This is a genomic window from Segatella copri DSM 18205 (assembly GCF_025151535.1).
GTDB classification, from domain to species: Bacteria; Bacteroidota; Bacteroidia; order Bacteroidales; family Bacteroidaceae; genus Prevotella; species Prevotella copri.
The window spans coordinates 603,081-624,591 of sequence record NZ_CP102288.1; the positions used below are offsets into that span (position 1 = coordinate 603,081).

Here is a 21,511-nt window from a genome sequence, read left to right on the forward strand (position 1 = left end):
GGTTCCTAGTAGAAAAATGCTATGTGAAGTGCGCTTTTTGGTACAATAAGTTTGAAATATGGAATAATTTATGTATCTTTGCACAAAAATTGCGAGAAAAGAATGACTAAATAATAAAATTACAACAAAACAAAAAATTATGTTTGAGAATCAACCAAAAGGTCTGTGGGCCTTAGCTTTGGCAAACACGGGTGAGCGTTTCGGCTATTACACCATGCTTGCTGTGTTCTTGCTTTATTTGCAGGCCAACTTCGGTTTTGAAACCGGATTGGCAAGTACTATTTACTCTACATTCCTGATGATGGTTTATTTCCTTCCTATCATCGGAGGTATCGCAGCCGACAAGTTTGGCTTTGGACGTATGGTTACCACAGGTATCTTCATCATGTTCATCGGCTATCTTGTTCTCTCACTTCCTCTTGGCAAGGAAACCGTTGCCGTTGCTGCTATGGGTATTTCACTTATTCTCATCGCTTTGGGAACCGGTCTGTTCAAGGGTAATCTGCAGGTGATGGTAGGTCGTCTCTATGATGAGCCACAGTATGCCAGCAAACGTGATTCCGGTTTCTCACTCTTCTATATGGCTATCAACATCGGTGCTATGTTTGCTCCTACTGCTGCCATCAAGATTATGAAGTGGGCGCAGGAGAGCCTGAGCGTGTCGGTGGAAGATTCATACCACTTCGCTTTCGCCGTGGCTTGTGCTTCGCTGATTTTCAGTATCGCTATCTACTATGCCTTCAGCTTTACATACAAGCATGTTCTTGCTTCTGAGACCAAGAGTAAGGATGATAAGACTTCTGCCAAGGAGACAAAAGAACTTTCTAAGGCTGAGACCAAGGAACGCATCATCTGCCTCTGTCTCGTATTCGCTGTGGTTATCTTCTTCTGGATGGCTTTCCATCAGAACGGTAATACATTGACACTCTTTGCACGCGATTATACACAGAAGACTTCAGAGGGTCTGCAGTCAATGGCGTTCGATGTTACCAACCTCGTAGCCTGCATCTTCGTGGTTTACGGTTGTTTCGGTCTGGCACAGAGCAAGACTGGCAAGGGTAAGGGCATCTCTCTTGGTGTTATTGTTGCTGCCATCGCTTTCCTCTTCTACAAGTACAGCAACCTTGAAGGTGCCGTAGATGTTGAGGCTCCTATCTTCCAGCAGTTCAACCCATGTTATGTAGTGGCATTGACACCAGTGAGCGTTGCTTTGTTCTCATGGCTCCACAAGATTGGCAAGGAGCCTACATCGCCAGAGAAGATTGGTTTGGGTATGCTCGTTGCTGCTCTCGGTTTTGTATGGATGGCTGTAGGTTCTATGGGACTGGAGCTTCCTTTGACACAGGGCAATTCTGCTACAGAGGGTACACGTGTAAGTGCTAACCTCCTCATCTCTACATACCTCATCCTTACATTCGCAGAGCTTCTGCTTTCTCCAATCGGTATTTCATTTGTATCGAAGGTAGCTCCTCCAAAGTATGCTGGTTTGATGATGGGTCTCTGGTTTGGTGCAACAGCCATCGGTAACCAGTTGGTTATGATTCCTGGCATCATGTGGGGGCAGAACTTCAACCTCGTTGCCATCTGGGGTGTTCTCGCAGGTATCTGCCTGGTTTCAGCTCTCTTCATCTTCTCTATCATCAAGAAGTTGAACCGCGTAAGCTAAATCTTAGAATTATAACATATAAAAAAGGCTTGCTTCATTTTTCGAAGCAAGCCTTTTTTATATGTTATTTCTTCAACCACTTATCTAACCAGCCGAAGAAGGTGCGCTGCCAGAGCACGCCGTTCTGTGGCTTCAATACCCAGTGGTTCTCATCAGGATAGATGAGGAGCTCGGCTGGGATGCCACGCATGCGGGCTGCATTGAAGGCGCCCATGCCCTGGTTGGCATTGATACGGTAATCCTTTTCGCCGTGGATGCAGAGGATTGGAGTATCCCACTTGTCTACAAACTTATGAGGACTGTTCTCGTAAGTCTTCTTGGCGTTGGCACTCTGGTTCTTATTCCAGTAAGCATCCTCGTATTCCCAGTTAGAGAACCAAGCCTCCTCGGTATCGGTGTACATGCTCTCCAGGTTGAAAGCACCATCGTGAGAGAGGAAAGCCTTGAAACGCTTGTTGTGATGACCGGCGAGATAGTATACTGAGAAACCACCGAAGCTGGCACCTACACATCCCAGACGATCCTTGTCTACGTAAGGAAGATTGTTGGCAGCATCATCAATAGCTGAAAGATAATCGTTCATGCACTGGCCTGTCCAGTCGCCAGAAATCTCTTCGTTCCATGCGCTTCCGAAACCAGGGAGACCGCGGCGGTTTGGCAATACGACTACATAGCCGTTGGCTGCCATGATCTGGATGTTCCAGCGGTAGCTCCAGAACTGGCTTACCGGACTCTGAGGACCACCCTCGCAGAAGAGAAGGGTAGGGTACTTCTTGTTAGCATCGAAATTAGATGGCAACATAATCCATACCAGCATCTGCTTGCCGTCGGTAGTCTTTACCCAACGCTGCTCACACTTACCCAGATTCAACTGGTTCAGAATATGGTCGTTCTCGCGGGTAATCTGCTCTACCTTGGTACTCTTGGCATCCTTGCCTGGAGTTACGATGTAGATATCAGTAGGATGACTCATGCTAGCCTTGGTAGCGAGAAGCTTGTTGCCGTTGTTGGCAAGCGAGATGCTTCCGTAGTCAGCCCACTCGTTGGTAATCTGCTTTACTTCGCCCTTGAAGTTAGCCTGATAGAGGTTCAGGGTTCCGTGCCATACGCCGATGAAGCTGAGGCTCTTGTTGTCCTTGTTCCATACGAAGCCCTCTACGCTAGAGTCGAACTTCTCTGATACATAGTTCTTCTTGCCGGTAGCGAGTTCGTAAACACAGAGGCGGTTGCGGTCGCTCTCGTAGCCATCGCGAGCCATGCTCTGCCAAGCGATGTACTTGCCGTCAGCAGAGAACTGAGGGTTCACGTCGTAACCCGGATTGTTCTTCAGATTCTCAGGAGCGTTGACAGCCTGGTTCTTCATGCTCTTGGTAGCATCAATCTTAGGCTCTACATAGCCAGCCTCCTTGCAGAGGTTCTTTGTCTCGCGCGTACCTATATTATATAGGTAGATATCAGAGTCGGTAGAGATGGCATACTGAACGCCCTCTTTTTTGCGGCAGGTATAGGCGATGGTCTTGGAATCCGGACTCCATGCCAGCTGCTCGATGCCACCGAATGGAGCCATAGGGCACTCGAATGGTTCATCCTTCAGGATGTCTTCGCCGGCATTGATGGTACCGTCTTCAGCCACATCAGCCACGAAAGGATGGAGAAGGCTCTCTACGTAGTGATCCCAGTGGCGATAGTTCATATCAGTTACGAGACGGCCGGTAGCCAATGGAAGATCAGAAGGATTCTCCTTGATGGTTCCGTGGTAAGGGAGTTCCTTGATGAGGATTACCTTCTTGCCGTCAGGAGAGAAGCGGAAGCCCTGGATGCCCAACTTGTCGTTGGTGAGCTGCTTTCTGCCTGTACCGTCAGGGTTCATGCTCCAGAGCTGTCCGTCACGGATGAAGGCAATCTTCTGTCCGCCCTGAATCCAGGCAGCATCTGTTTCGCTCTTTGCATCGGTGGTCAATGCCTTCTGGTTCTTGCCGTTGGCATCCATGATGAAGAGCATCTGATGACCCTTGTTCTCCTTTACACTGTAGTAACCCACCTGGTACACCACCTGCTTGCCGTTAGGCGAAGCTTCGGCGCCACCGATACGTCCCATTGCCCAGAGAGCCTCAGGAGTCATCAGGTGGTTTTCTACCTTGATGTCATTTTTCTGAATCATAGTCTGTGCATCAGCAGCTGTGACCATCGTGAGAGCCACAGCAGCTAAAATCATAGCTTTAATCATGTTTCTAATTTTACTGTTATAATGTTGCTTTGTTGTTATGTATCCTATTTGTCTTAAATCTGATCCAAAGCCTGCTTGATATCATCGAGGATGTCTTCTACATCTTCGATACCTACAGAGAGGCGAATCAGATCTGGCGCAACACCTGCTTCCTTCAGCTGCTCTTCGCTGAGCTGGCGATGGGTGTGACTGGCTGGATGGAGCACACAGGTGCGGGCATCGGCTACATGGGTTACGATGTTGATCATGTCGAGAGAATCCATAAACTTGATGGCTGTCTCGCGGTCTCCCTTCAATCCGAAGGCAATAACACCGCAGGTGCCGTTTGGCATATACTTCTGGGCAAGCGCATGATACTCATCGCCCTCCAGACCGCTATAATGAACCCAAGCCACACGCTCATCGTTCTGCAGGAACTCTGCCACCTTCTGTGCATTTGCACAATGCTGGCGCATACGGAGGTGGAGACTCTGAAGACCGAGGTTGAGGATGAACGAATTCATTGGGGCAGGGATGCTGCCGAGATCGCGCATCAGCTGAGCTACGAGTTTGGTGGTGTAGCCCATCTTGCCGAAAGCCTTCACATAGGTCAGACCATGGTAGCTGTCATCCGGTGTGCAGAGACCTGGGAACTTATCAGCATGAGCCATCCAGTCGAAGTTGCCGCTGTCTACTACCACGCCACCTACCTGTGAAGCCGTACCATCCATATATTTGGTAGTACTGTGGGTAACGATGTCGGCACCCCATTCGAATGGGCGGCAGTTGATAGGCGTAGCGAAGGTGTTGTCAACGATGAGAGGCACCCCATTCTTGTGAGCAATGCGTGCAAACTTCTCGATGTCGAGTACTGCGCAGCCCGGGTTGCTGATGGTTTCGCCGAAAACAACCTTGGTGTTAGGGCGGAAAGCCTTCTGGATTTCTTCTTCGCTATCGTTCGGATTCACGAAAGTACACTCGATGCCGAGTTTCTTCAGGGTTACGCCGAAGAGATTGAAGGTACCACCATAAATCTCATTAGATGTAACGATATGGTCGCCCGCTTCGCAGATGTTGAACACAGCATAGAAGTTGGCAGCCTGACCGCTGCTGGTTAATACGGCTCCCACGCCACCTTCGAGTTCGGCAATCTTCTTAGCCACAACATCGTTGGTAGGGTTCTGGAGACGGGTATAGAAGTAGCCTTCCTTCTTCAGGTCGAAGAGCATAGCCATCTCGTCAGAGTTGTCATACTTGAAAGTAGTGCTTTGATAAATTGGCACTTCAATCGGTTCGCCGTTCTTTGGCTCATAGCCTCCCTGCACGCAGATAGAGGCGGTACGTAAATTCTTTTTCATTTGTCGGTTATGTTTTCTTTTAAACTTCATGTTTTTGCGATATGACATGTTATGCTGCCCATTGCAAGATGCAAAGATACGGCAAATCCTTGAGAATTAAGAATAATTTGCGTAAAACATTGTTCTATAGCCAGTTTTTTTTGTACTTTTGCAGTCAAATTTGCAAAATAATAGCGATATAGTTTTATTTAAAGTAGTATGAAGATAGGTTTCGATAACGAGAAGTATCTGAAGATTCAGTCAGAACACATCGAGGAGAGAATCTCACAGTTTGACGGAAAGCTTTACCTCGAATTGGGCGGTAAACTTTTTGACGATCATCATGCCAGCAGAGTTTTGCCGGGTTTCCAGCCTGACAGCAAACTGCGCATGTTCCAGAAAATCAGCGATAGCATCGAGATTGTTATCGTGATTAGTGCAGCCGATATAGAGAAGAACAAGAAGCGTGCCGACTTGGGCATTACTTACGATGAGGACGTGTTGCGCCTTCGTGGTGAGTTCCAAAACCGTGGTTTCATGGTGGGTTCTGTTGTCATCACTCATTATAATGGCCAGCCTGCCGCCATCGCCTTCAAACAGCGTCTGGAGCGCGAGGGCATCAAGACTTACTGCCATTATCTCATCGAGGGCTATCCTCACAACGTGAGTCTGATTGCCTCTGACGAGGGCTTCGGTCAGAACGATTATGTTGAAACAGAGCGTCCGCTGGTTATTGTTACTGCACCGGGTCCTGGCAGCGGTAAGATGGCGGTTTGCCTGAGTCAGCTTTATAATGAGAACAAGCGTGGCGTGCGTGCCGGTTATGCCAAGTTTGAGACATTCCCAGTGTGGAATCTCCCATTGAAGCATCCTGTGAACATCGCATACGAGGCTGCTACTGCCGATCTGAACGATGTGAATATGATTGACCCGTTCCATCTGGAGGCTTACAACAAGATAGCCATCAACTATAACCGTGATGTAGAGATTTATCCTGTGCTCAATGCGCTATTCGAGGGTATCTATGGTAGCAATCCATACAAGTCGCCTACGGATATGGGTGTGAACATGGTAGGTTTCTGTATCTCTGATGATGAGGCTTGCTGCGAGGCATCCAAGAATGAGATTGTCCGCCGTTACTATGCGGCTACCAACAAGATGGCGGCTGGTGCTTGCAATGATGATGAGATCAATAAGATTCAGATGCTCTTCAATCAGGCTAAGATTACTACTGATTACCGCAAGGTGACGGTAGCTGCCAAGAATCATAAGAAGGAGACGGGTCATACCTCTTCTGCCATTGAATTGGAGGATGGTACAATTATCTGCGGTCATAGCAGCGAGTTGCTGGGCTGTAGTGCCGCCTTGCTCCTGAATGTTACCAAGCAGTTGGCAGGTGTCGACCATGAATTGAAGCTGATTCCTCAGTCGATGATTGAGCCTATCCAGTATACCAAGGTGAATTATCTCGGTGGTCACAATCCTCGTCTTCATACGGATGAGGTTTTGGTAGCTCTTTCTGTTCTTTCAGAGAATGATGAGAACTGCAGGAAGGCATTGGAGCAGTTGCCTAAGCTTCGCGGCTGTCAGGCTCATAGCACCGTGATGCTGAGTGATGTAGACAAGAAGATCTTCAAGAAGCTCGGTGTGGATATCACCTGCGAGCCGGTATTGAAGAAGTAAATTAGCTTAAAATAAAATACCCCCGAAAAGGTATAATTAATAATGTTGTTAGATTAATTATACCTTTTCGGGGGTAATTCTTGAGTGCCAATTAATACTGATGAAGTAAATCTTCAATAATTATTTTCAATTCAGGCAATCCGTTTTTGATAGTATCATATACGATTGTTTCATCGACATTGGCATATTCGTGAGAAATCATATTTCTCATACCATATATTGCTTGCCATGGAATGTTGGGATAAGCTTCTAAAGGCTTTTCTTCTACTTTTAAAAGTTTACCCACGTGTTCACCAATAACTTGTAGTCTCATAACACAAGCATTGAAGGCCATATATTTTGTTGGTGAAAGCATGAAATCATCAGCTGATTTTACATCCTTGCTCCATTCTTGTATTAACTCGATGGATTCTTTAATTTCTTCGAGCTTGTCGTGGATGGTACTGCGATTATACATAAACGGCCTCCTGATTGATATTTGACTGCAATAAAGGGCGAAGCGATTTGCGGAAGCGAACTAAATCAACTTTGGTATTAAATAATTTGCTTAAAGCCTCATGTAAGTTGTGCATGAGCAAGAGAGTTGGCTTTTCTACTTCCACAACAATATCTATATCACTGTCTTCTGTATTTTCGCCTCGTGCAACCGAGCCGAAAATACCGAGTTTAGTGATTCCAAAGCTATCTCCAAACTGTTGTTTGAAGTTGGCCAATTTTTCTAAACATTCTTGTAATCTAACCATAACTTGTATCTTTAGTTGCTGCTATAAGGTGCACGAAGTGCCTTGCCTTTGGCTTTACATTTTAATAATTCCAGATAATGTTCCTCCTATTTGTTTATGTATCCGACTGCAAATGTAACTAAAAATAGTTACACTGCCAAGTATTTGGGGCTTTTTAACAATCTTTTCCTGGCTTTAAGTATGTAATCCTACAACAAAAGCGTAATGAACACCTTTGCCGGGTAATCCATTACGCTTTCATTTTTATCTGGTAATCTTTATTTTCCGAGATTATGCTTTTTCTCGTTCAGTTCTGCCTGCTTGCGTATCATCTCTTCCTGCTGCTTGCGCTGCATCTCCTGGAGAGCCTGCATTCTTGCCATCAGGCCGCTTGCCTTCTTAGGGTTGTTCTTGTTCTCCTGATAGCGCTTTTCAAGGATGGCGAGGAGTTTCTCGTCGTCGGTAGTCTTGCGCAGGGTCCACATGATGGCGGCACTGAAGAACAATGAGATGAAGTAGTAGAAGTTCAGACCGGCTGAGTAGTCATTGAACATGAAGAAGAACATCAATGGCATGAGATACATCATCCACTGCATCATCTTCATCTGCTCTGCCTGCTGACCTACCATCTGGTCGCGCTGCTGACGCATGGTCATCCAAGAGTACAACAGGTTAGCTACACAGAACAGGATACAGGTCAAACTCAAGTGGTCGCCAATCAGCCAGATGTTGGTGTTCCATTCGAAGATTGGGTCGAAGGTACTCAAGTCGTTCATCCACAAGAACTTCTCACCACGAAGCTGGATGGCATTAGGCACGAAGTTGAACATCGCAATCCAAACCGGCATCTGAATCAGCATAGGCAAGCAACCTGATAATGGGCTTACACCATACTTGGCATATTCTGCCATCATCGCCTGCTGCTTCTGCATCTGGTCCTCAGGCTTGTTATACTGAGCCGTAGCAGCTTCGAGTTTTGGTTTCAGCACGCGCATCTTGGCTGAACTCATGTAGCTCTTCTTTACCATAGGGTAGGTGATGAGCTTGAGGAGCAAGGTGATGAGAATCAATACGATACCCATTGGGAACACGTTGCTCAACCAGTCGAATACATAGAGTGTGAAGAAACGGTTGATCCAGCGGATGATAGGCCATCCCAGGTATACGAGCTTCTGGAATTCCAAGTCCTTGCCGAAGGTACTTTCCTTCTCGGTATTCTTCAGAATCTGGAAGTCGTTAGGACCGAAGTAGAACTCAAACTCAGATGCCTTCTTACCGGTTGGGTCGAAAGCTGTCTTCATCTTAGCCTGGAACTGCTTCAGATAGCCCGAACCCTTCTCCTGAGGGATAGAGGTCATGAAAGCATCCTTCTCGAAGTTATCCTTTGCTACAATGATGGCAGAGAAGAACTGGTTCTTGAAAGATACCCAGTCGATGGTTTCTTCTATCTTCTCGTCAATCTTCTCGCTACCTTCGTTGAGGTGGTCGGTACCGCCTTCTGCATTATGGTAGGTGAGGGTAGTGTAACGGTTTTCGAACATGAAACCACGTTCCTGCTGGCGTGCCTTGTCGCTCCAGTCAACATCCATTTTATTATAATTAGGTGAGAACAGATCCGCCATGCCATTTGCCTGAAGGCTCATGTGCAGCATGTAGTCATCGCCCAATGTATAAGTCAGGGTGAGCGTCTTGCCTTCACCAGCCACAGCGGTCATGGTGACAGACTTGTCGGTCACGTTGGATGGAGTGAAGTAGAGATCGCTGGTGATGATGTTGGCCTCCTTAGCCTCGAGCATGAACTTGAGGCTCTGGTCGTTACCGTCGAAGAGGGTTACGTCCTTGGCATCAGCCGAACCGTCTTTCACCTGCAGGTTGTGTCCCACATAGCCCTTGATGACAGCCTTCTCTACAGTAGCACCCTTGGTGTTGAGTGTTAATTCTACCTTCTCGTTTTTCAATACAATCTTCTTTGCCTGGCCTTTGAGTGCCGAATAGAAGAGGGCGGTTGAGTCTGCCTCAACCTTTGCTTTGGCATTAGTCTGGCGCTTAGCAGCGGCAGACTTGCTAGCCTTTTCCATCTCGGCATGTTTAGCCTTGGCGATGGAGTCCTGAACGAATGCCGCTCTCTGTTCTTCGGCAGATGGCTGGTTGTACCAGCTAAAGCCAATCAGCACTACGGCAATCAGGAGGAAACCGATAATGTTGTTCTTGTTCATTTTTAAAATTTGAAATTAAAGGAGTAAAGGGGATCACTCCTTTAACTCCTAATATTTACTTTTTGTTTTCTATTGCTGTCTTAACGAAATCCATGAAAAGTGGATGTGGTTTCAGTACCGTACTCTGGTATTCAGGATGATACTGTGTACCTACGTACCACTTCAAGCCTGGGATTTCTACGATTTCTACCAGGTCGCTCTCAGGGTTTCTGCCTACGCACATCATGCCGTTCTTCTCGAATTCCTGCTGGAACTCGTTGTTGAACTCATAGCGGTGGCGGTGGCGTTCCTGAATATGCTCCTTCTTATAGATATTGAACACGCGTGAAGCCTGTTTCAGCACACACTCGTAAGCGCCGAGACGCATGGTTCCACCCATATTTGATATGTTCTTTTGCTCCTCCATGATGTCGATGACATTGTGTGGAGTCTTCTCGTCCATCTCGCGTGAGTTGGCATCCTTGTAGCCCAATACGTTGCGGGCAAACTCGATGACCATCATCTGCATACCCAGGCAGATGCCGAAGGTAGGGATGTTGTGGGTGCGGGTATAGTGGGCGGCGATAATCTTGCCCTCGATGCCTCGCTGGCCGAAGCCTGGGCAGATGACGATACCGTCCTGTCCCTTCAGCTGTTCTGCCACGTTCTCTTCTGTGAGATATTCTGAGTTGATGAAGGTAATCTTCACCTTGTGGTCGTTGTAGGTGCCGGCATGCGAGAGACTCTCGCGGATACTCTTGTATGCATCCTGCAGGTCGTATTTGCCTACGAGACCGATGTTTACCACCTCTGTAGCCTTGTTTCTGCGGTCGAGGAATGTCTTCCAAGGACCCAGCGCAGGTTTCTCGCCGATAGGCTCGCCCATCTTGCGGAGGATGGCGGTGTCGAGGCCCTGGTTCTGCATGTTTACAGGCACCTCGTAGATGCTAGGAAGGTCTTCGCTCTGAATCACGCAGTCCAGGTCTACGTTACAGAAACTTGCTACCTTCTTCATGATTCCCTCTTCGAGATGCTTCTCGGTGCGGAGAATCAGGATATCTGGCTGAATACCTACGCTCTGCAGTTCCTTTACGGAGTGCTGGGTAGGCTTTGTCTTCAACTCGCCTGCTGCCTTCAGATAAGGCACATAGGTAAGGTGAACGTTGATGGCGTTCTTGCCCAGTTCCCATTTCAGCTGTCGGATAGCTTCCATGTAAGGGGCGCTCTCTATGTCGCCGATGGTTCCGCCAATCTCGGTAATCACGAAGTCATAGTGATACTTCTTGCCGAGCAGCTTCACGTTGCGCTTGATCTCGTCGGTGATGTGAGGCACCACCTGGATGGTTTTGCCGAGATAATCGCCACGACGCTCCTTGTCGATGACTGCCTTGTAGATACGACCAGTGGTGAGAGAATTCGCTTTCGTAGTTTGAATGCCGGTGAATCGCTCGTAGTGTCCGAGGTCGAGGTCGGTCTCCATACCATCTACCGTTACGTAGCACTCACCATGCTCATACGGGTTCAGCGTACCCGGGTCGATGTTGATGTATGGGTCAAACTTTTGGATAGTAATGTTGTAACCTCTTGCTTGAAGAAGTTTACCGATGGATGAAGATATGATTCCTTTACCCAAAGAAGAAACCACACCACCAGTTACGAAGATGTACTTTGTTTCAGCCACGATATTTATAATTTAAATTAGAATAATTTGGGTGCAAAGTTACGACATTTTTGTGAAATGAGCAAAAATATTTCTAATAAAGGGCATAGATTTATGAATTATTTATTACCTTTGTGCCCAAATTTATAAAATTAAGGTATGAAAATAAAATTTGGATTACTCGTTCTTGCGTTCCTTTCGGCTCTGACGCCTGTTTCTGCCCAGCGCAAATTGAAGAAGGTGGCGTCCGGAGAGGCATCGAAGAACAGGTTGGCTGAAATCTATGCAGACTCGCTCTTGATGTGCCGTCAGCGCATCGATTCCATGAAGATGGATTCCGGGGATAGCAGATATGCCCAGCTCTTTACGCCGCTCACCTTCTATCATGGACCCGCAGCCCGCATGTTGCGACTCAAGCCTCAGGATGGGGCGAAGGATTCGCTCGGAACGATGCTCGACCAGACGCTGATGGAGGTATATCTCAAGCGTCCCGACCTGGTGCTCAATACTGAGTCTCATCTCAAGGAGGTGGGAGCACCGCTGGCTGCGCAGAGCAAACCGAAGAAGAATCATCCTGACATCGTAGAGCAGGTGGCTCCGAAGGCGATTGAGGTGGATGCGGCGCCGATGGACATCGTCATCACCCGTCCTAACTTCTGGACCATAGGGGGCGATTATTATCTGCAGTTCCTGCAAAACTATGTTTCTGACAACTGGTATAAGGGTGGTGAGAGCAATTATTCGGTGCTCGGAAGAGTGACGATGTTTGCCAACTACAATAACAAGCAGAAGATAAAATGGGATAATAAGGTGGAGATGCGCCTGGGTTATCAGACTTCGAAGGGTGATACGGTTCATACGCTGAAAACGAGCGATGATATGATCCGATACACCGGAAAACTCGGTCTGCAGGCTTCCAGGAAGTGGTATTATACCATCCAGCTGATTGGCCAGACTCAGTTTACGCATGGTTACAAGAGTAATGACAAGACGGTTTATTCCGATTTCTTCTCGCCATTCAATCTGAACCTCTCTGTCGGTATGGATTATAATGTAGACTGGTTCAATCACCGCCTGAAGGGTAGTGCCCATCTGGCTCCTCTGGCTTTCAACTGGAAGTATGTGGGCAGAGCGTCGCTGGCTACGCGGTACGGACTGGATGAGGGGAAGCATGGCATGACCGATTACGGTTCTGAGTGTACCTTCGACCTGTCGTGGCAGATAGCGGATAATATCAAGTGGAAGACCCGTCTCTGGGGATACACCACTTACAAGCGTGCTGAAATAGAGTGGGAAAACACCATCACCTTCCAGTTTAACCGCTATATTTCTACCAACATCTTCCTCTATCCGCGTTTCGACGATGGTGTGAACCGCAAGGACGATGATAGCTATTGGCAGTTTAAGGAATTCATGTCAGTAGGATTCTCTTATTCGTTCTAGGATAAGGTGTTGACAGTAAACACAATAAAGGCTCGTTCCTGTAGCAGGAGCGAGCCTTTGTTGTAGTATGCTCGGCACGAGCATTGTCTAACGGGTGCAAGTCCCGAGTAAGCCCTAATAGCGGGAATTACATAGCCAAAGGCAAGGGTGTCCATCGTGAGGTGAAATCTGAAAGAAGCCGGAGGCAAACATCTGACCTAACGAACAGAAACTTCATACAAGGCATATGACCGTGGGTAAGGTTGCTACTCAAACCAAAGCCCTATAGCTATTCGGAACGGTCGGTGTAAATGAAGTGGGTATAAGATGGAAAGACAATGCTCTTATCCGAGGAGGTCTCACGGACGCTTCAAATAGTTTTTACGAAAGAAGCGGAGTAAAGCTTGCTGTGAGAAGTCAGCAGACGCCATAGTAGTGCAATACTCGATAACGTTGCGCGAAGGGCTGAACCTAACAATTAAACGATAGTAATTGAAACATACCTTATGAAGGAAAGAATGCAGAAAACATTATCCCAAGTTAATGGCTGCCCCCAAAGAGATAGGTCGGAAACCGAATGGTATGGGGGAGTGCAGACCTTCATGTGGATGTGTGAAGACAACATCGTGGAAGTACCATTCGACAAGGAACACCTTTTCGAGCAAATCCTTAGTCCTGCAAATCTCAACCGAGCCTACAAGGCTGTTGTGAGAAACAAAGGCTGTGGTGGTATCGACAAGATGTCGTGCGAGCAACTGCTCCCATGGCTCTTGACCAATAAGGATGAACTCATCCGTTCCTTGATGGACGGTTCTTACCGTCCGAACCCAGTGAAAAGGGTAGAAATACCCAAGGACAATGGCAAGATGCGCCTGTTGGGAATACCTACAGTAGTAGACCGTCTGGTGCAACAAGCCATCAACCAAGTACTGACTCCCATCTATGAGAACCAATTCTCCAAGACGAGCTACGGCTTCCGACTGAGAAGAGGATGCCATGACGCACTACGAGGAGCGCAAAGGATAATCAACGAAGGCTACATATATGTAGTAGACCTTGACCTTGAACGCTTCTTCGATACCGTGAGCCATAGCAAACTCATAGAAATTCTCAGCCGTACGATAAAAGACGGCAGAGTGGTCAGCCTTATACACAAATATCTCCGAAGTGGTGTAATGAACAAAGGCTTGTTTGAAGCGAGCGAGGAAGGAACTCCCCAAGGAGGACCGCTAAGTCCGTTGTTGAGTAACATCATGCTCAACGAATTGGATAAAGAACTTGAACGCAGAGGGCTTCCCTTTGTACGCTATGCAGATGACTCGATGATATTCTGTAAGTCCAAGAGGGCTGCAATGCGAGTGAAGGAGTCTATAACCCGATTTATAGAGAATACTCTATATCTCAAAGTCAACAAGGACAAGACCATAGTGTCGTATGTGCGCGGAGTGAAATATCTCGGCTACTCCTTTTATGTGATGAAAGGCAAATGCCAACTCACGGTGCATCCAAAGTCCAAAGCCAAGATGAAGTCACGGTTGAAAGAACTGACAAGTCGCAGCAACGGATGGGGATATGCCAAGAGAAAGCAAAAGCTGAAAGAATACATAAGAGGTTGGGTCGGCTATTATCACCTTGCTAATATGAAGCGTCTCTTGCTTGAAACGGACGAATGGCTAAGGCGTAGAATCCGCATGTGTATATGGAAAGCTTGGAAGAAAGCCAAGACAAAAGTGGCAAACCTCATCATATGTGGAATCAATAAATGCCAAGCATACGAATGGGGTAATACTCGCAAGGGCTATTGGCGAATAGCTGAAAGCCCTATTCTAAAAAGGGCGATAGATAACAATAAACTGCGCTCCGCAGGGTATGTTACTTTAATGGAGGTGTATCTCGAATGGTATCCAAAATAGGAACCGCCGTATGCGGAACCGCACGTACGGTGGTGTGAGAGGTCGGAAAACGAAAGTAGGAAGAAAACTGCTTCGTTTTCCTCCTACTCGATTCTGTTAGAATCGGAAGCAAACCTCGGCATCTGCCATGGAGTAATTATGCTTCGCGAGTGTCTTGTCGTTGATGAGCGCATACTCGGTAAGGATAGAGATTCGCTTGCCGATGTGGAAGTTCAAACCTGCCTCATACTGGGTTCTCTGCATGTTGCTCTTGCCGTTAGGCTGATACATGTCGTAACGTGCCTTCACGTCGATACGGCTGTTCTTTGGCAGCTGAGCCAATGGGGCGATAACCAATCCATATACACCCTGTGCCTTGTCGCCGATTTTTGCATTCAGATTGCAGTCCTTGGCGTTGGCATCATTGAAGTTGTTGATGCTCTTTGCGAATGCCTTTCCTGTGGAGTGGATATATTCGGAGCGAACGGTCCAGCCATTCTGCTTGTATTCGAATGAGAAGGCATAGCGGTTTTGGCTGAGCTTGCGAACGCCAGAGCGTTCCTGAATGTCGGCAGTATAGGAGGCATCATGCTCGTCGGTCCATGTTCCCTTTCTTGCATAAGAACCGGTCCATCCGAAGGCACCGATGCGCATGCCGCTTACAGGCATTACCCATACACCACCAATCACATTCTTCTGCTGGTCAACGTCCTTGGTATTGGTTCCCTGTCCGTTGAATACACCAATCTGATAGTGCAGCAGGTTTCTGCCGTTGGCATTCTTGAGGAAATCGCCCTGGAACTGAAGACCGATGTCACGACCGTTGGATGCATGTTCTCCGGCACGGTCGCTGAAACCGGCCAGCTTGCTCACGTTCTGTGAATATCCCATGAAGCCCTGGTCGATAGGGTGCATCGGATTCTCAAAGGTGAACGGGTTCTTGAACTGACCGATCTTCACCTTGAAGTATTCATATTTCTGCCATTCAGCAAACAGGTCCACCATTCTCGGACTGGAACCGAGGGTAGAGGTGTTGCCGTTGAACTGAATCTGAGTTTTCCAGTAGAAGTCGCCTGCTATGCGACCTTCGAGAGAGATACGCGCCATACGGATGTTGAATGAGTTGGATTCAGCATCTTTCTGTCCGCTGTACTGATACTGGGTCATTCCATAACCCGACAATTTCACGTTGCTCAACCATGATGGTATTTCGATGGTCTGCTTCTGCTGGGCGCTGGCTGAGACCGAAGCTACAGCCATGAGCGCCATGATGATGGTTTTCTTCATCTTGTTTCTATTTTGATTTCTAGGTTTATCTCTTTTCGAGCAATACCACGTTCTCTACGTGAGGGGTATGAGGGAACATATCCACCGGCTGTACGGCAGCTACCTTATACTCCGCATCCATCAGCTGCAGGTCGCGAGCCTGGGTTGCCGGGTTGCAGCTTACGTATACGATGCGCTTTGGTGCTGCATTCAGGATGACGTTTATTACGTCTGGGTGCATTCCGGCACGTGGTGGGTCGGTGATGATGACGTCAGGTCGACCGTGCTGTGCGATGAAATCGTTGGTCAGGATATCCTTCATGTCGCCTGCATAGAAGAGGGTGTTCTCGATGTTGTTCACCTGAGAATTCACCTTGGCATCCTCTATGGCCTCTGGCACGTACTCGATACCGATTACCTTCTTTGCCTTGTGAGCCACGAAGTTGGCGATGGTTCCGGTGCCGGTATAGAGGTCGTAAACCAGCTCATCTCCGGTAAGGTTGGCAAACTCGCGGGCCACGCAGTAGAGGTGGTAAGCCTGCTCGGTATTGGTCTGGTAGAAACTCTTCGGACCCACCTTGAACTTCAGGTCTTCCATCAGTTCGTAGATATGGTCATTGCCCTTGAAGAGGCTGAGCTCCAGGTCGTTGATGGTATCGTTTCCCTTCTGGTTGTCTACATACATGAGCGATGTAATCTGAGGAAACTTGTCAGCCACCTGCTGCATCAGCTCCAATGCTCTCTGCTCATCGCCCTCCTCATCGTAGTGGAACTGGAAGACGAGCATCCACTCTCCGGTGTTCGAATTACGGATCATCATGTTGCGGAGCAAACCGTGCTGCTCACGCAGGTCGTAGAAGGTATAGTCGTGAGAATCAGCATATTCGAAGACGAAGTTGCGGATCTCGTTGCAGAGGTCATCCATCAGCCAGCACTTCCTGATAGGATAAATCTTGTCGAAGGCTCCGGTGATATGGAAACCGATGGCGTTCTGGGCGTGGCGCTCCTTGAGCGATGTTACGGTATCATCCTCTTTCTGAGGGAGCTGAGCCAGTTCCTCGGCGGTGAACCATCGCTTGTTGCTGCATCCGAACTCTATCTTGTTGCGGTACTCCTGGGTCTTCACGCTGCCCATGATAGGGCGGAACTCAGGTAGTTCAATCTTTCCGATGCGGGTGAGCTGGTCTTCCACCTGCTTCTGCTTAGCCTTGATCTGCTCTTCGTAAGGCAGGTTCTGCCATTTGCATCCGCCGCAGATGCCGAAGTGCTCGCACATAGGCTCCTGTCGCACCTCGCTCTTCTTGATGAAGCGAACCACCTTGGCTTCGCAATACTTATGTTTCTTCTTTACTACCTGCAAGTCGACAACATCTCCTGGCACACAGAAAGGTACGAAGATGACCTGCTCATCTACGCGTGTGATGCACTTACCCTCGGCTGCTACTGCCTCGATGGTGATGTTCTCTAACAGAGGTAATGGTTTACGTTTTCTTGCCATAATAATGTTTTGTATTTTTTTATGGGTGCAAAGATACTGCAATTTTATGAGAAATGCAAGAGTTGTCCCAAATTATTTGCTTTTAAAGGTGAAAAGGCGTTTAAAGGTAAAAAAGTAAAAAGGTAAAGAGGTAAAAAGATTGCCGGACGATAACAAAAGTAACAAATGAAACAGGTAACTTCTGTGCTTGCAAAGGTGAAAAAGTCACTCGTCACTTGTCACTTTTATTCTTTTTTGTGTGTCGTATCATGGACCATAGGATAATATTAGAGAAATAATATTATATTTAATTTTCCATTATATTAATGTTCGCGCGCGTACATTAATTAATAATATATCTATAATATAATCTGTTTCTTATAAGCCTATTTCGTACCGATTTAACTGTTCGTGGCTTATCTGAAAAATGACAAAAAACAAAAAGTGACGAGTGACGAGTGACTTTATCACTTTTCGGGTATTGCTCTCTGTTACTTTTGTTACCTGTTATTTTTGTTACTTTTGTTATCGTCCGGCAATCTTTTTACCTCTTTACCCTTTTACTTTTTTACCCTTAAATTACGTCCCGACGTAGCGCTTGCTGCATCGCGACGCAATCTTTCGTACGTCCCGACGTGGCCATCGCTACGTCGGGACGCAGTTTCAGATGCATCGGGAGGGGGTAAAAAACACCGAAAATGCAGGCTGCAATTCCGAGAGACGCACTTTCAGATTCGTCAAATATCTTTCTATCGTATACGTGATTGTTAATTTTCTGCCCGTGTGTGCGTCAACAGTATAAAATGTAATCTAGGGATAGCAAAAAAGCGTATAAAAGTTTGGTAGTATCAAATAAAAATCGTATCTTTGCATTACAAATAATAATTAGCAACGTAAAACGAAATAAAATATATACCTATAACAATTATGAACGAAAAAAGAGTTTATACATTCGGAAACGGAAAAGCAGAAGGCAATGCCCAAATGCGAGAAGTACTTGGTGGTAAAGGCGCAAACCTTGCCGAAATGAACCTGATTGGTGTACCTGTTCCTCCAGGTTTCACCATTACAACAGACACTTGTAATGAATATTATGAAGTGGGTGAGGAAAAAATCAAAGAACTTCTTCAGGACGAAGTGATGGCTGCTGTGGCTCATACAGAGGCATTGATGAACAGCAAGTTCGGTTCTGTAGAGAATCCACTCCTCGTATCTGTACGCTCAGGTGCACGCGCATCTATGCCTGGTATGATGGATACCATCCTCAACCTCGGTTTGAATGACGAAGTAGCTGAGGGATTGGTCAAGAAGACCGGTAACCCTCATTTCGTTTACGATTCATATCGCCGTTTCGTACAGATGTACGGTGACGTCGTTATGGGATTGAAGCCTGTAAACAAGGAAGATATCGACCCATTTGAGGCTATCATCGAAAAGGTGAAGGAAGAGCAGGGCGTTACACTTGACAAGGACCTCTCTGTAGAGTCGCTCAAGAAGCTCGTTGAACTCTTCAAGGCTGCCATCAAGGAGCAGACAGGACAGGATTTCCCTACCAACCCAATCGATCAGCTCTGGGGCGCTATCTGCGCTGTGTTCCGTTCTTGGATGAACGAGCGTGCTATCCTCTACCGCAAGATGGAAGGTATTCCTGATGAGTGGGGTACTGCCGTATCTGTCATGGCGATGGTATTCGGTAACATGGGCGATACATCTGCTACAGGTGTTTGCTTCTCACGTGATGCTGGTAATGGTGAGAATCTCTTTAATGGTGAGTATCTTATCAATGCACAGGGTGAGGACGTGGTAGCCGGTATCCGTACTCCACAGCAGATTACAAAGATTGGTTCTCAGCGCTGGGCTGAGCGTGCAGGTATCTCTGAAGAGGAGCGTGCTGCCAAGTATCCTTCTATGGAAGAGGCTATGCCTGAACTCTATAAGGAACTCGACGCGCTGCAGGATAAGCTGGAGCACCACTATCACGATATGCAGGATATGGAGTTCACCGTACAGGAAGGCAAACTCTGGTTCCTCCAGACTCGTAATGGTAAGCGTACAGGTACAGCTATGGTGAAGATTGCCATGGATCTCCTCCACGAGGGTATGATTGATGAGAAGACTGCTATCCTGCGCTGTGAGCCTCAGAAGCTCGATGAACTTCTGCACCCAGTATTCGATAAGCTGGCTCTCTCTAAGGCTAAGGTCATCACACAGGGCCTCCCTGCATCTCCAGGTGCTGCCTGCGGTCAGATCGTATTCCATGCAGACGATGCTCAGGAGTGGCATGAGGACGGCAAGAAGGTGATCATGGTTCGTATCGAAACATCTCCAGAAGACCTCGCTGGTATGTCAGCTGCTGAGGGTATCCTTACCGCTCGTGGTGGTATGACTTCTCACGCTGCCGTTGTAGCCCGTGGTATGGGTAAGTGCTGTGTATCAGGCGCCGGCTCTATCAACGTAGATTACAAGACTAAGACTGTAGAGATTGATGGCGTAGTTTACAAGGAGGGTGATTATATCTCTCTGAACGGTACTACAGGTCAGGTTTACGCAGGACAGATTGAGACAAAGGCTGCAGAACTTTCAGGCGACTTCAAGGAGCTGATGGACCTCTGCGACAAATATACAAAGATGGAAATCCGTACCAATGCGGATACTCCACACGATGCTGAGGTAGCCCGTGCATTCGGCGCCAAGGGTATCGGTCTGACACGTACAGAGCACATGTTCTTCGATGATCAGAAGATTGTTGCTATGCGTGAGATGATTCTGGCAGACTCAGTTGAGGGTCGTGAGAAGGCACTTGCCAAGCTCCTCCCATATCAGAAGGCTGACTTCTACGGCATTCTCAAGGCAATGGATGGCTGTCACGTGAACATCCGCTTGCTCGACCCACCTCTCCACGAGTTCGTACCTCACGATTTGGCTGGTCAGGAGACCATGGCTAAGGAGATGGGCGTAAGCGTAGAGGAAATCAAGAAGCGTGTAAACTCTCTGGCAGAGAACAACCCTATGCTTGGTCATCGCGGTTGCCGTCTCGGTATCACATTCCCAGAGATTACAGCCATGCAGACCCGTGCCATCCTCGGTGCAGCTTGCGAGTTGAAGAAGGAAGGTTACAACCCATGTCCTGAAATCATGGTTCCGCTCATCGGTACCGTTCAGGAGCTCAAGCAGCAGAAGGCTATCATCCTCGCTACTTCTAAGGAGGTATTCGCTGAGTACGGCGTAGAGGTAGAATTTGAGATTGGTACCATGATTGAGATTCCTCGTGCTGCCCTTACAGCAGGTCAGATTGCAGAAGAGGCTCAGTACTTCTCATTCGGTACTAATGACTTGACACAGATGACCTTCGGTTACTCTCGTGACGACATCGCTTCCTTCCTCCCTGCATACATGGAGAAGAAGATCTTGAAGGTTGATCCATTCCAGGTTCTCGACCAGGAGGGTGTTGGTCAGCTCATCAAGATGGCAGTAGAGAATGGTCGTGCTACCCGTCCTAACCTGCGCACAGGTATCTGTGGTGAGCACGGTGGCGAGCCATCATCTGTTAAGTTCTGTGCTAAGGTTGGCATGAACTATGCTTCATGCTCTCCATTCCGCGTGCCAATCGCACGTTTGGCTGCGGCGCAGGCTGCTGTAGAGGAGTAAATCTCTTCTGAAAGAAGATTGTACGATTAATGATTAGATAATTAGAGGAAAGTGTTTCGTAATGAAGCGCTTTCCTCTTTTTCGTCTTTTTTAGGTTAAATTTCGAAAGAAAATGAGCAAATCATTTGCTGATTACATTTATTTTCCGTAATTTTGTCGGAAAATAGAGAAATATGGAAGGATTAGTCATGATTTATGCGACGATTTCCCGGCACGCCCTGAAAGGGCAGAAGCTCCTAGCCCAGGGCAACGCCCTGGGTAATAGTTGTATTAGCCCTACGCCCTGTAAGGGCAAAAGCTTTAAAATATAGCTGCTGTATAGAAGCTTTTGCCCTTA

General features: G+C 47.4%; 13 protein-coding genes. 5 read left to right on the forward strand and 8 right to left on the reverse strand.

Features of this window, described 5'->3' with window-relative positions:
* The first annotated feature begins 139 nt into the window (after positions 1–139).
* Positions 140–1,666 carry a peptide MFS transporter gene (locus NQ544_RS02395; RefSeq protein ID WP_006847024.1) on the forward strand — a complete coding sequence of 509 codons (1,527 nt, stop codon included), beginning with the start codon at positions 140–142 and terminating at the stop codon, positions 1,664–1,666.
* A gap of 64 nt (positions 1,667–1,730) precedes the next feature.
* Here NQ544_RS02395 and dpp5 read toward each other — a convergent pair whose 3' ends face one another.
* Entirely contained in the window at positions 1,731–3,893 is a 2,163-nt protein-coding gene (gene dpp5 / locus NQ544_RS02400; protein ID WP_006847023.1) for a dipeptidyl-peptidase Dpp5, read from the reverse strand.
* Positions 3,894–3,946: 53 nt separating this feature from the next.
* The gene (locus NQ544_RS02405; protein ID WP_040552816.1) at positions 3,947–5,230 is read right to left on the reverse strand and encodes an O-acetylhomoserine aminocarboxypropyltransferase/cysteine synthase family protein; all 1,284 of its coding nucleotides are present in this window, start codon (positions 5,228–5,230) and stop codon (positions 3,947–3,949) included.
* A gap of 198 nt (positions 5,231–5,428) precedes the next feature.
* On the opposite strand from NQ544_RS02405, the gene NQ544_RS02410 reads away from it, so the two are divergent.
* Positions 5,429–6,892: a DUF1846 domain-containing protein gene (locus NQ544_RS02410; protein ID WP_006847020.1), complete on the forward strand. Its 1,464-nt coding sequence runs from the start codon at positions 5,429–5,431 to the stop codon at positions 6,890–6,892.
* Between the two features lie 91 nt (positions 6,893–6,983).
* Here the strand turns inward: NQ544_RS02410 and NQ544_RS02415 are convergent, their stop codons facing one another.
* The 4 genes from NQ544_RS02415 to pyrG all read right to left on the reverse strand — a co-directional run bounded on the left by NQ544_RS02415 (position 6,984) and on the right by pyrG (position 11,490).
* Positions 6,984–7,349: a HepT-like ribonuclease domain-containing protein gene (locus tag NQ544_RS02415; protein ID WP_006847019.1), complete on the reverse strand. Its 366-nt coding sequence runs from the start codon at positions 7,347–7,349 to the stop codon at positions 6,984–6,986.
* Positions 7,342–7,635 (reverse strand): nucleotidyltransferase family protein, encoded by a 294-nt coding sequence (locus NQ544_RS02420; RefSeq protein WP_006847018.1) that lies wholly within the window; start codon positions 7,633–7,635, stop codon positions 7,342–7,344. Before NQ544_RS02420 ends, NQ544_RS02415 begins: the two co-directional genes overlap by 8 nt.
* A 257-nt stretch (positions 7,636–7,892) precedes the next feature.
* On the reverse strand, positions 7,893–9,830 hold the full coding sequence (gene yidC / locus NQ544_RS02425; protein WP_006847017.1) for a membrane protein insertase YidC: 1,938 nt from the start codon (positions 9,828–9,830) through the stop codon (positions 7,893–7,895).
* A 55-nt stretch (positions 9,831–9,885) separates the two neighbouring features.
* Complete coding sequence (gene pyrG, locus NQ544_RS02430; protein WP_006847016.1) at positions 9,886–11,490, reverse strand: CTP synthase; 1,605 nt, start codon at positions 11,488–11,490, stop codon at positions 9,886–9,888.
* A gap of 138 nt (positions 11,491–11,628) precedes the next feature.
* On the opposite strand from pyrG, the gene NQ544_RS02435 reads away from it, so the two are divergent.
* Both NQ544_RS02435 and ltrA read left to right on the forward strand, forming a co-directional pair.
* Positions 11,629–12,912, forward strand: coding sequence for a DUF3078 domain-containing protein (locus NQ544_RS02435; RefSeq protein ID WP_006847015.1), 1,284 nt, complete (start codon positions 11,629–11,631; stop codon positions 12,910–12,912).
* A gap of 485 nt (positions 12,913–13,397) precedes the next feature.
* On the forward strand, positions 13,398–14,804 hold the full coding sequence (gene ltrA, locus NQ544_RS02440; protein ID WP_228023605.1) for a group II intron reverse transcriptase/maturase: 1,407 nt from the start codon (positions 13,398–13,400) through the stop codon (positions 14,802–14,804).
* A gap of 96 nt (positions 14,805–14,900) precedes the next feature.
* On the opposite strand, the gene NQ544_RS02445 is transcribed toward ltrA, so the two are convergent.
* Positions 14,901–16,070 (reverse strand): porin, encoded by a 1,170-nt coding sequence (locus NQ544_RS02445; protein ID WP_006847013.1) that lies wholly within the window; start codon positions 16,068–16,070, stop codon positions 14,901–14,903.
* 25 nt (positions 16,071–16,095) lie between these two features.
* Positions 16,096–17,547 (reverse strand): 23S rRNA (uracil(1939)-C(5))-methyltransferase RlmD, encoded by a 1,452-nt coding sequence (gene rlmD / locus NQ544_RS02450; protein ID WP_006847012.1) that lies wholly within the window; start codon positions 17,545–17,547, stop codon positions 16,096–16,098.
* A gap of 906 nt (positions 17,548–18,453) precedes the next feature.
* On the opposite strand from rlmD, the gene ppdK reads away from it, so the two are divergent.
* Positions 18,454–21,174, forward strand: coding sequence for a pyruvate, phosphate dikinase (gene ppdK / locus NQ544_RS02455; RefSeq protein ID WP_006847010.1), 2,721 nt, complete (start codon positions 18,454–18,456; stop codon positions 21,172–21,174).
* The last annotated feature ends 337 nt before the right edge of the window (positions 21,175–21,511 follow it).

Bases quoted from the DNA above. Each gene is read 5' to 3' on its own strand.
- NQ544_RS02435 (WP_006847015.1), top strand. From the start codon at position 11,629: ATGAAAATAAAATTTGGATTACTCGTTCTTGCGTTCCTTTCGGCTCTG.
- NQ544_RS02420 (WP_006847018.1), bottom strand. From the start codon at position 7,635: ATGGTTAGATTACAAGAATGTTTAGAAAAATTGGCCAACTTCAAACAA.
- NQ544_RS02395 (WP_006847024.1), top strand. From the start codon at position 140: ATGTTTGAGAATCAACCAAAAGGTCTGTGGGCCTTAGCTTTGGCAAAC.
- rlmD (WP_006847012.1), bottom strand. From the start codon at position 17,547: ATGGCAAGAAAACGTAAACCATTACCTCTGTTAGAGAACATCACCATC.
- NQ544_RS02445 (WP_006847013.1), bottom strand. From the start codon at position 16,070: ATGAAGAAAACCATCATCATGGCGCTCATGGCTGTAGCTTCGGTCTCA.
- dpp5 (WP_006847023.1), bottom strand. From the start codon at position 3,893: ATGATTAAAGCTATGATTTTAGCTGCTGTGGCTCTCACGATGGTCACA.
- NQ544_RS02415 (WP_006847019.1), bottom strand. From the start codon at position 7,349: ATGTATAATCGCAGTACCATCCACGACAAGCTCGAAGAAATTAAAGAA.
- ltrA (WP_228023605.1), top strand. From the start codon at position 13,398: ATGAAGGAAAGAATGCAGAAAACATTATCCCAAGTTAATGGCTGCCCC.
- NQ544_RS02410 (WP_006847020.1), top strand. From the start codon at position 5,429: ATGAAGATAGGTTTCGATAACGAGAAGTATCTGAAGATTCAGTCAGAA.
- ppdK (WP_006847010.1), top strand. From the start codon at position 18,454: ATGAACGAAAAAAGAGTTTATACATTCGGAAACGGAAAAGCAGAAGGC.
- yidC (WP_006847017.1), bottom strand. From the start codon at position 9,830: ATGAACAAGAACAACATTATCGGTTTCCTCCTGATTGCCGTAGTGCTG.
- NQ544_RS02405 (WP_040552816.1), bottom strand. From the start codon at position 5,230: ATGAAAAAGAATTTACGTACCGCCTCTATCTGCGTGCAGGGAGGCTAT.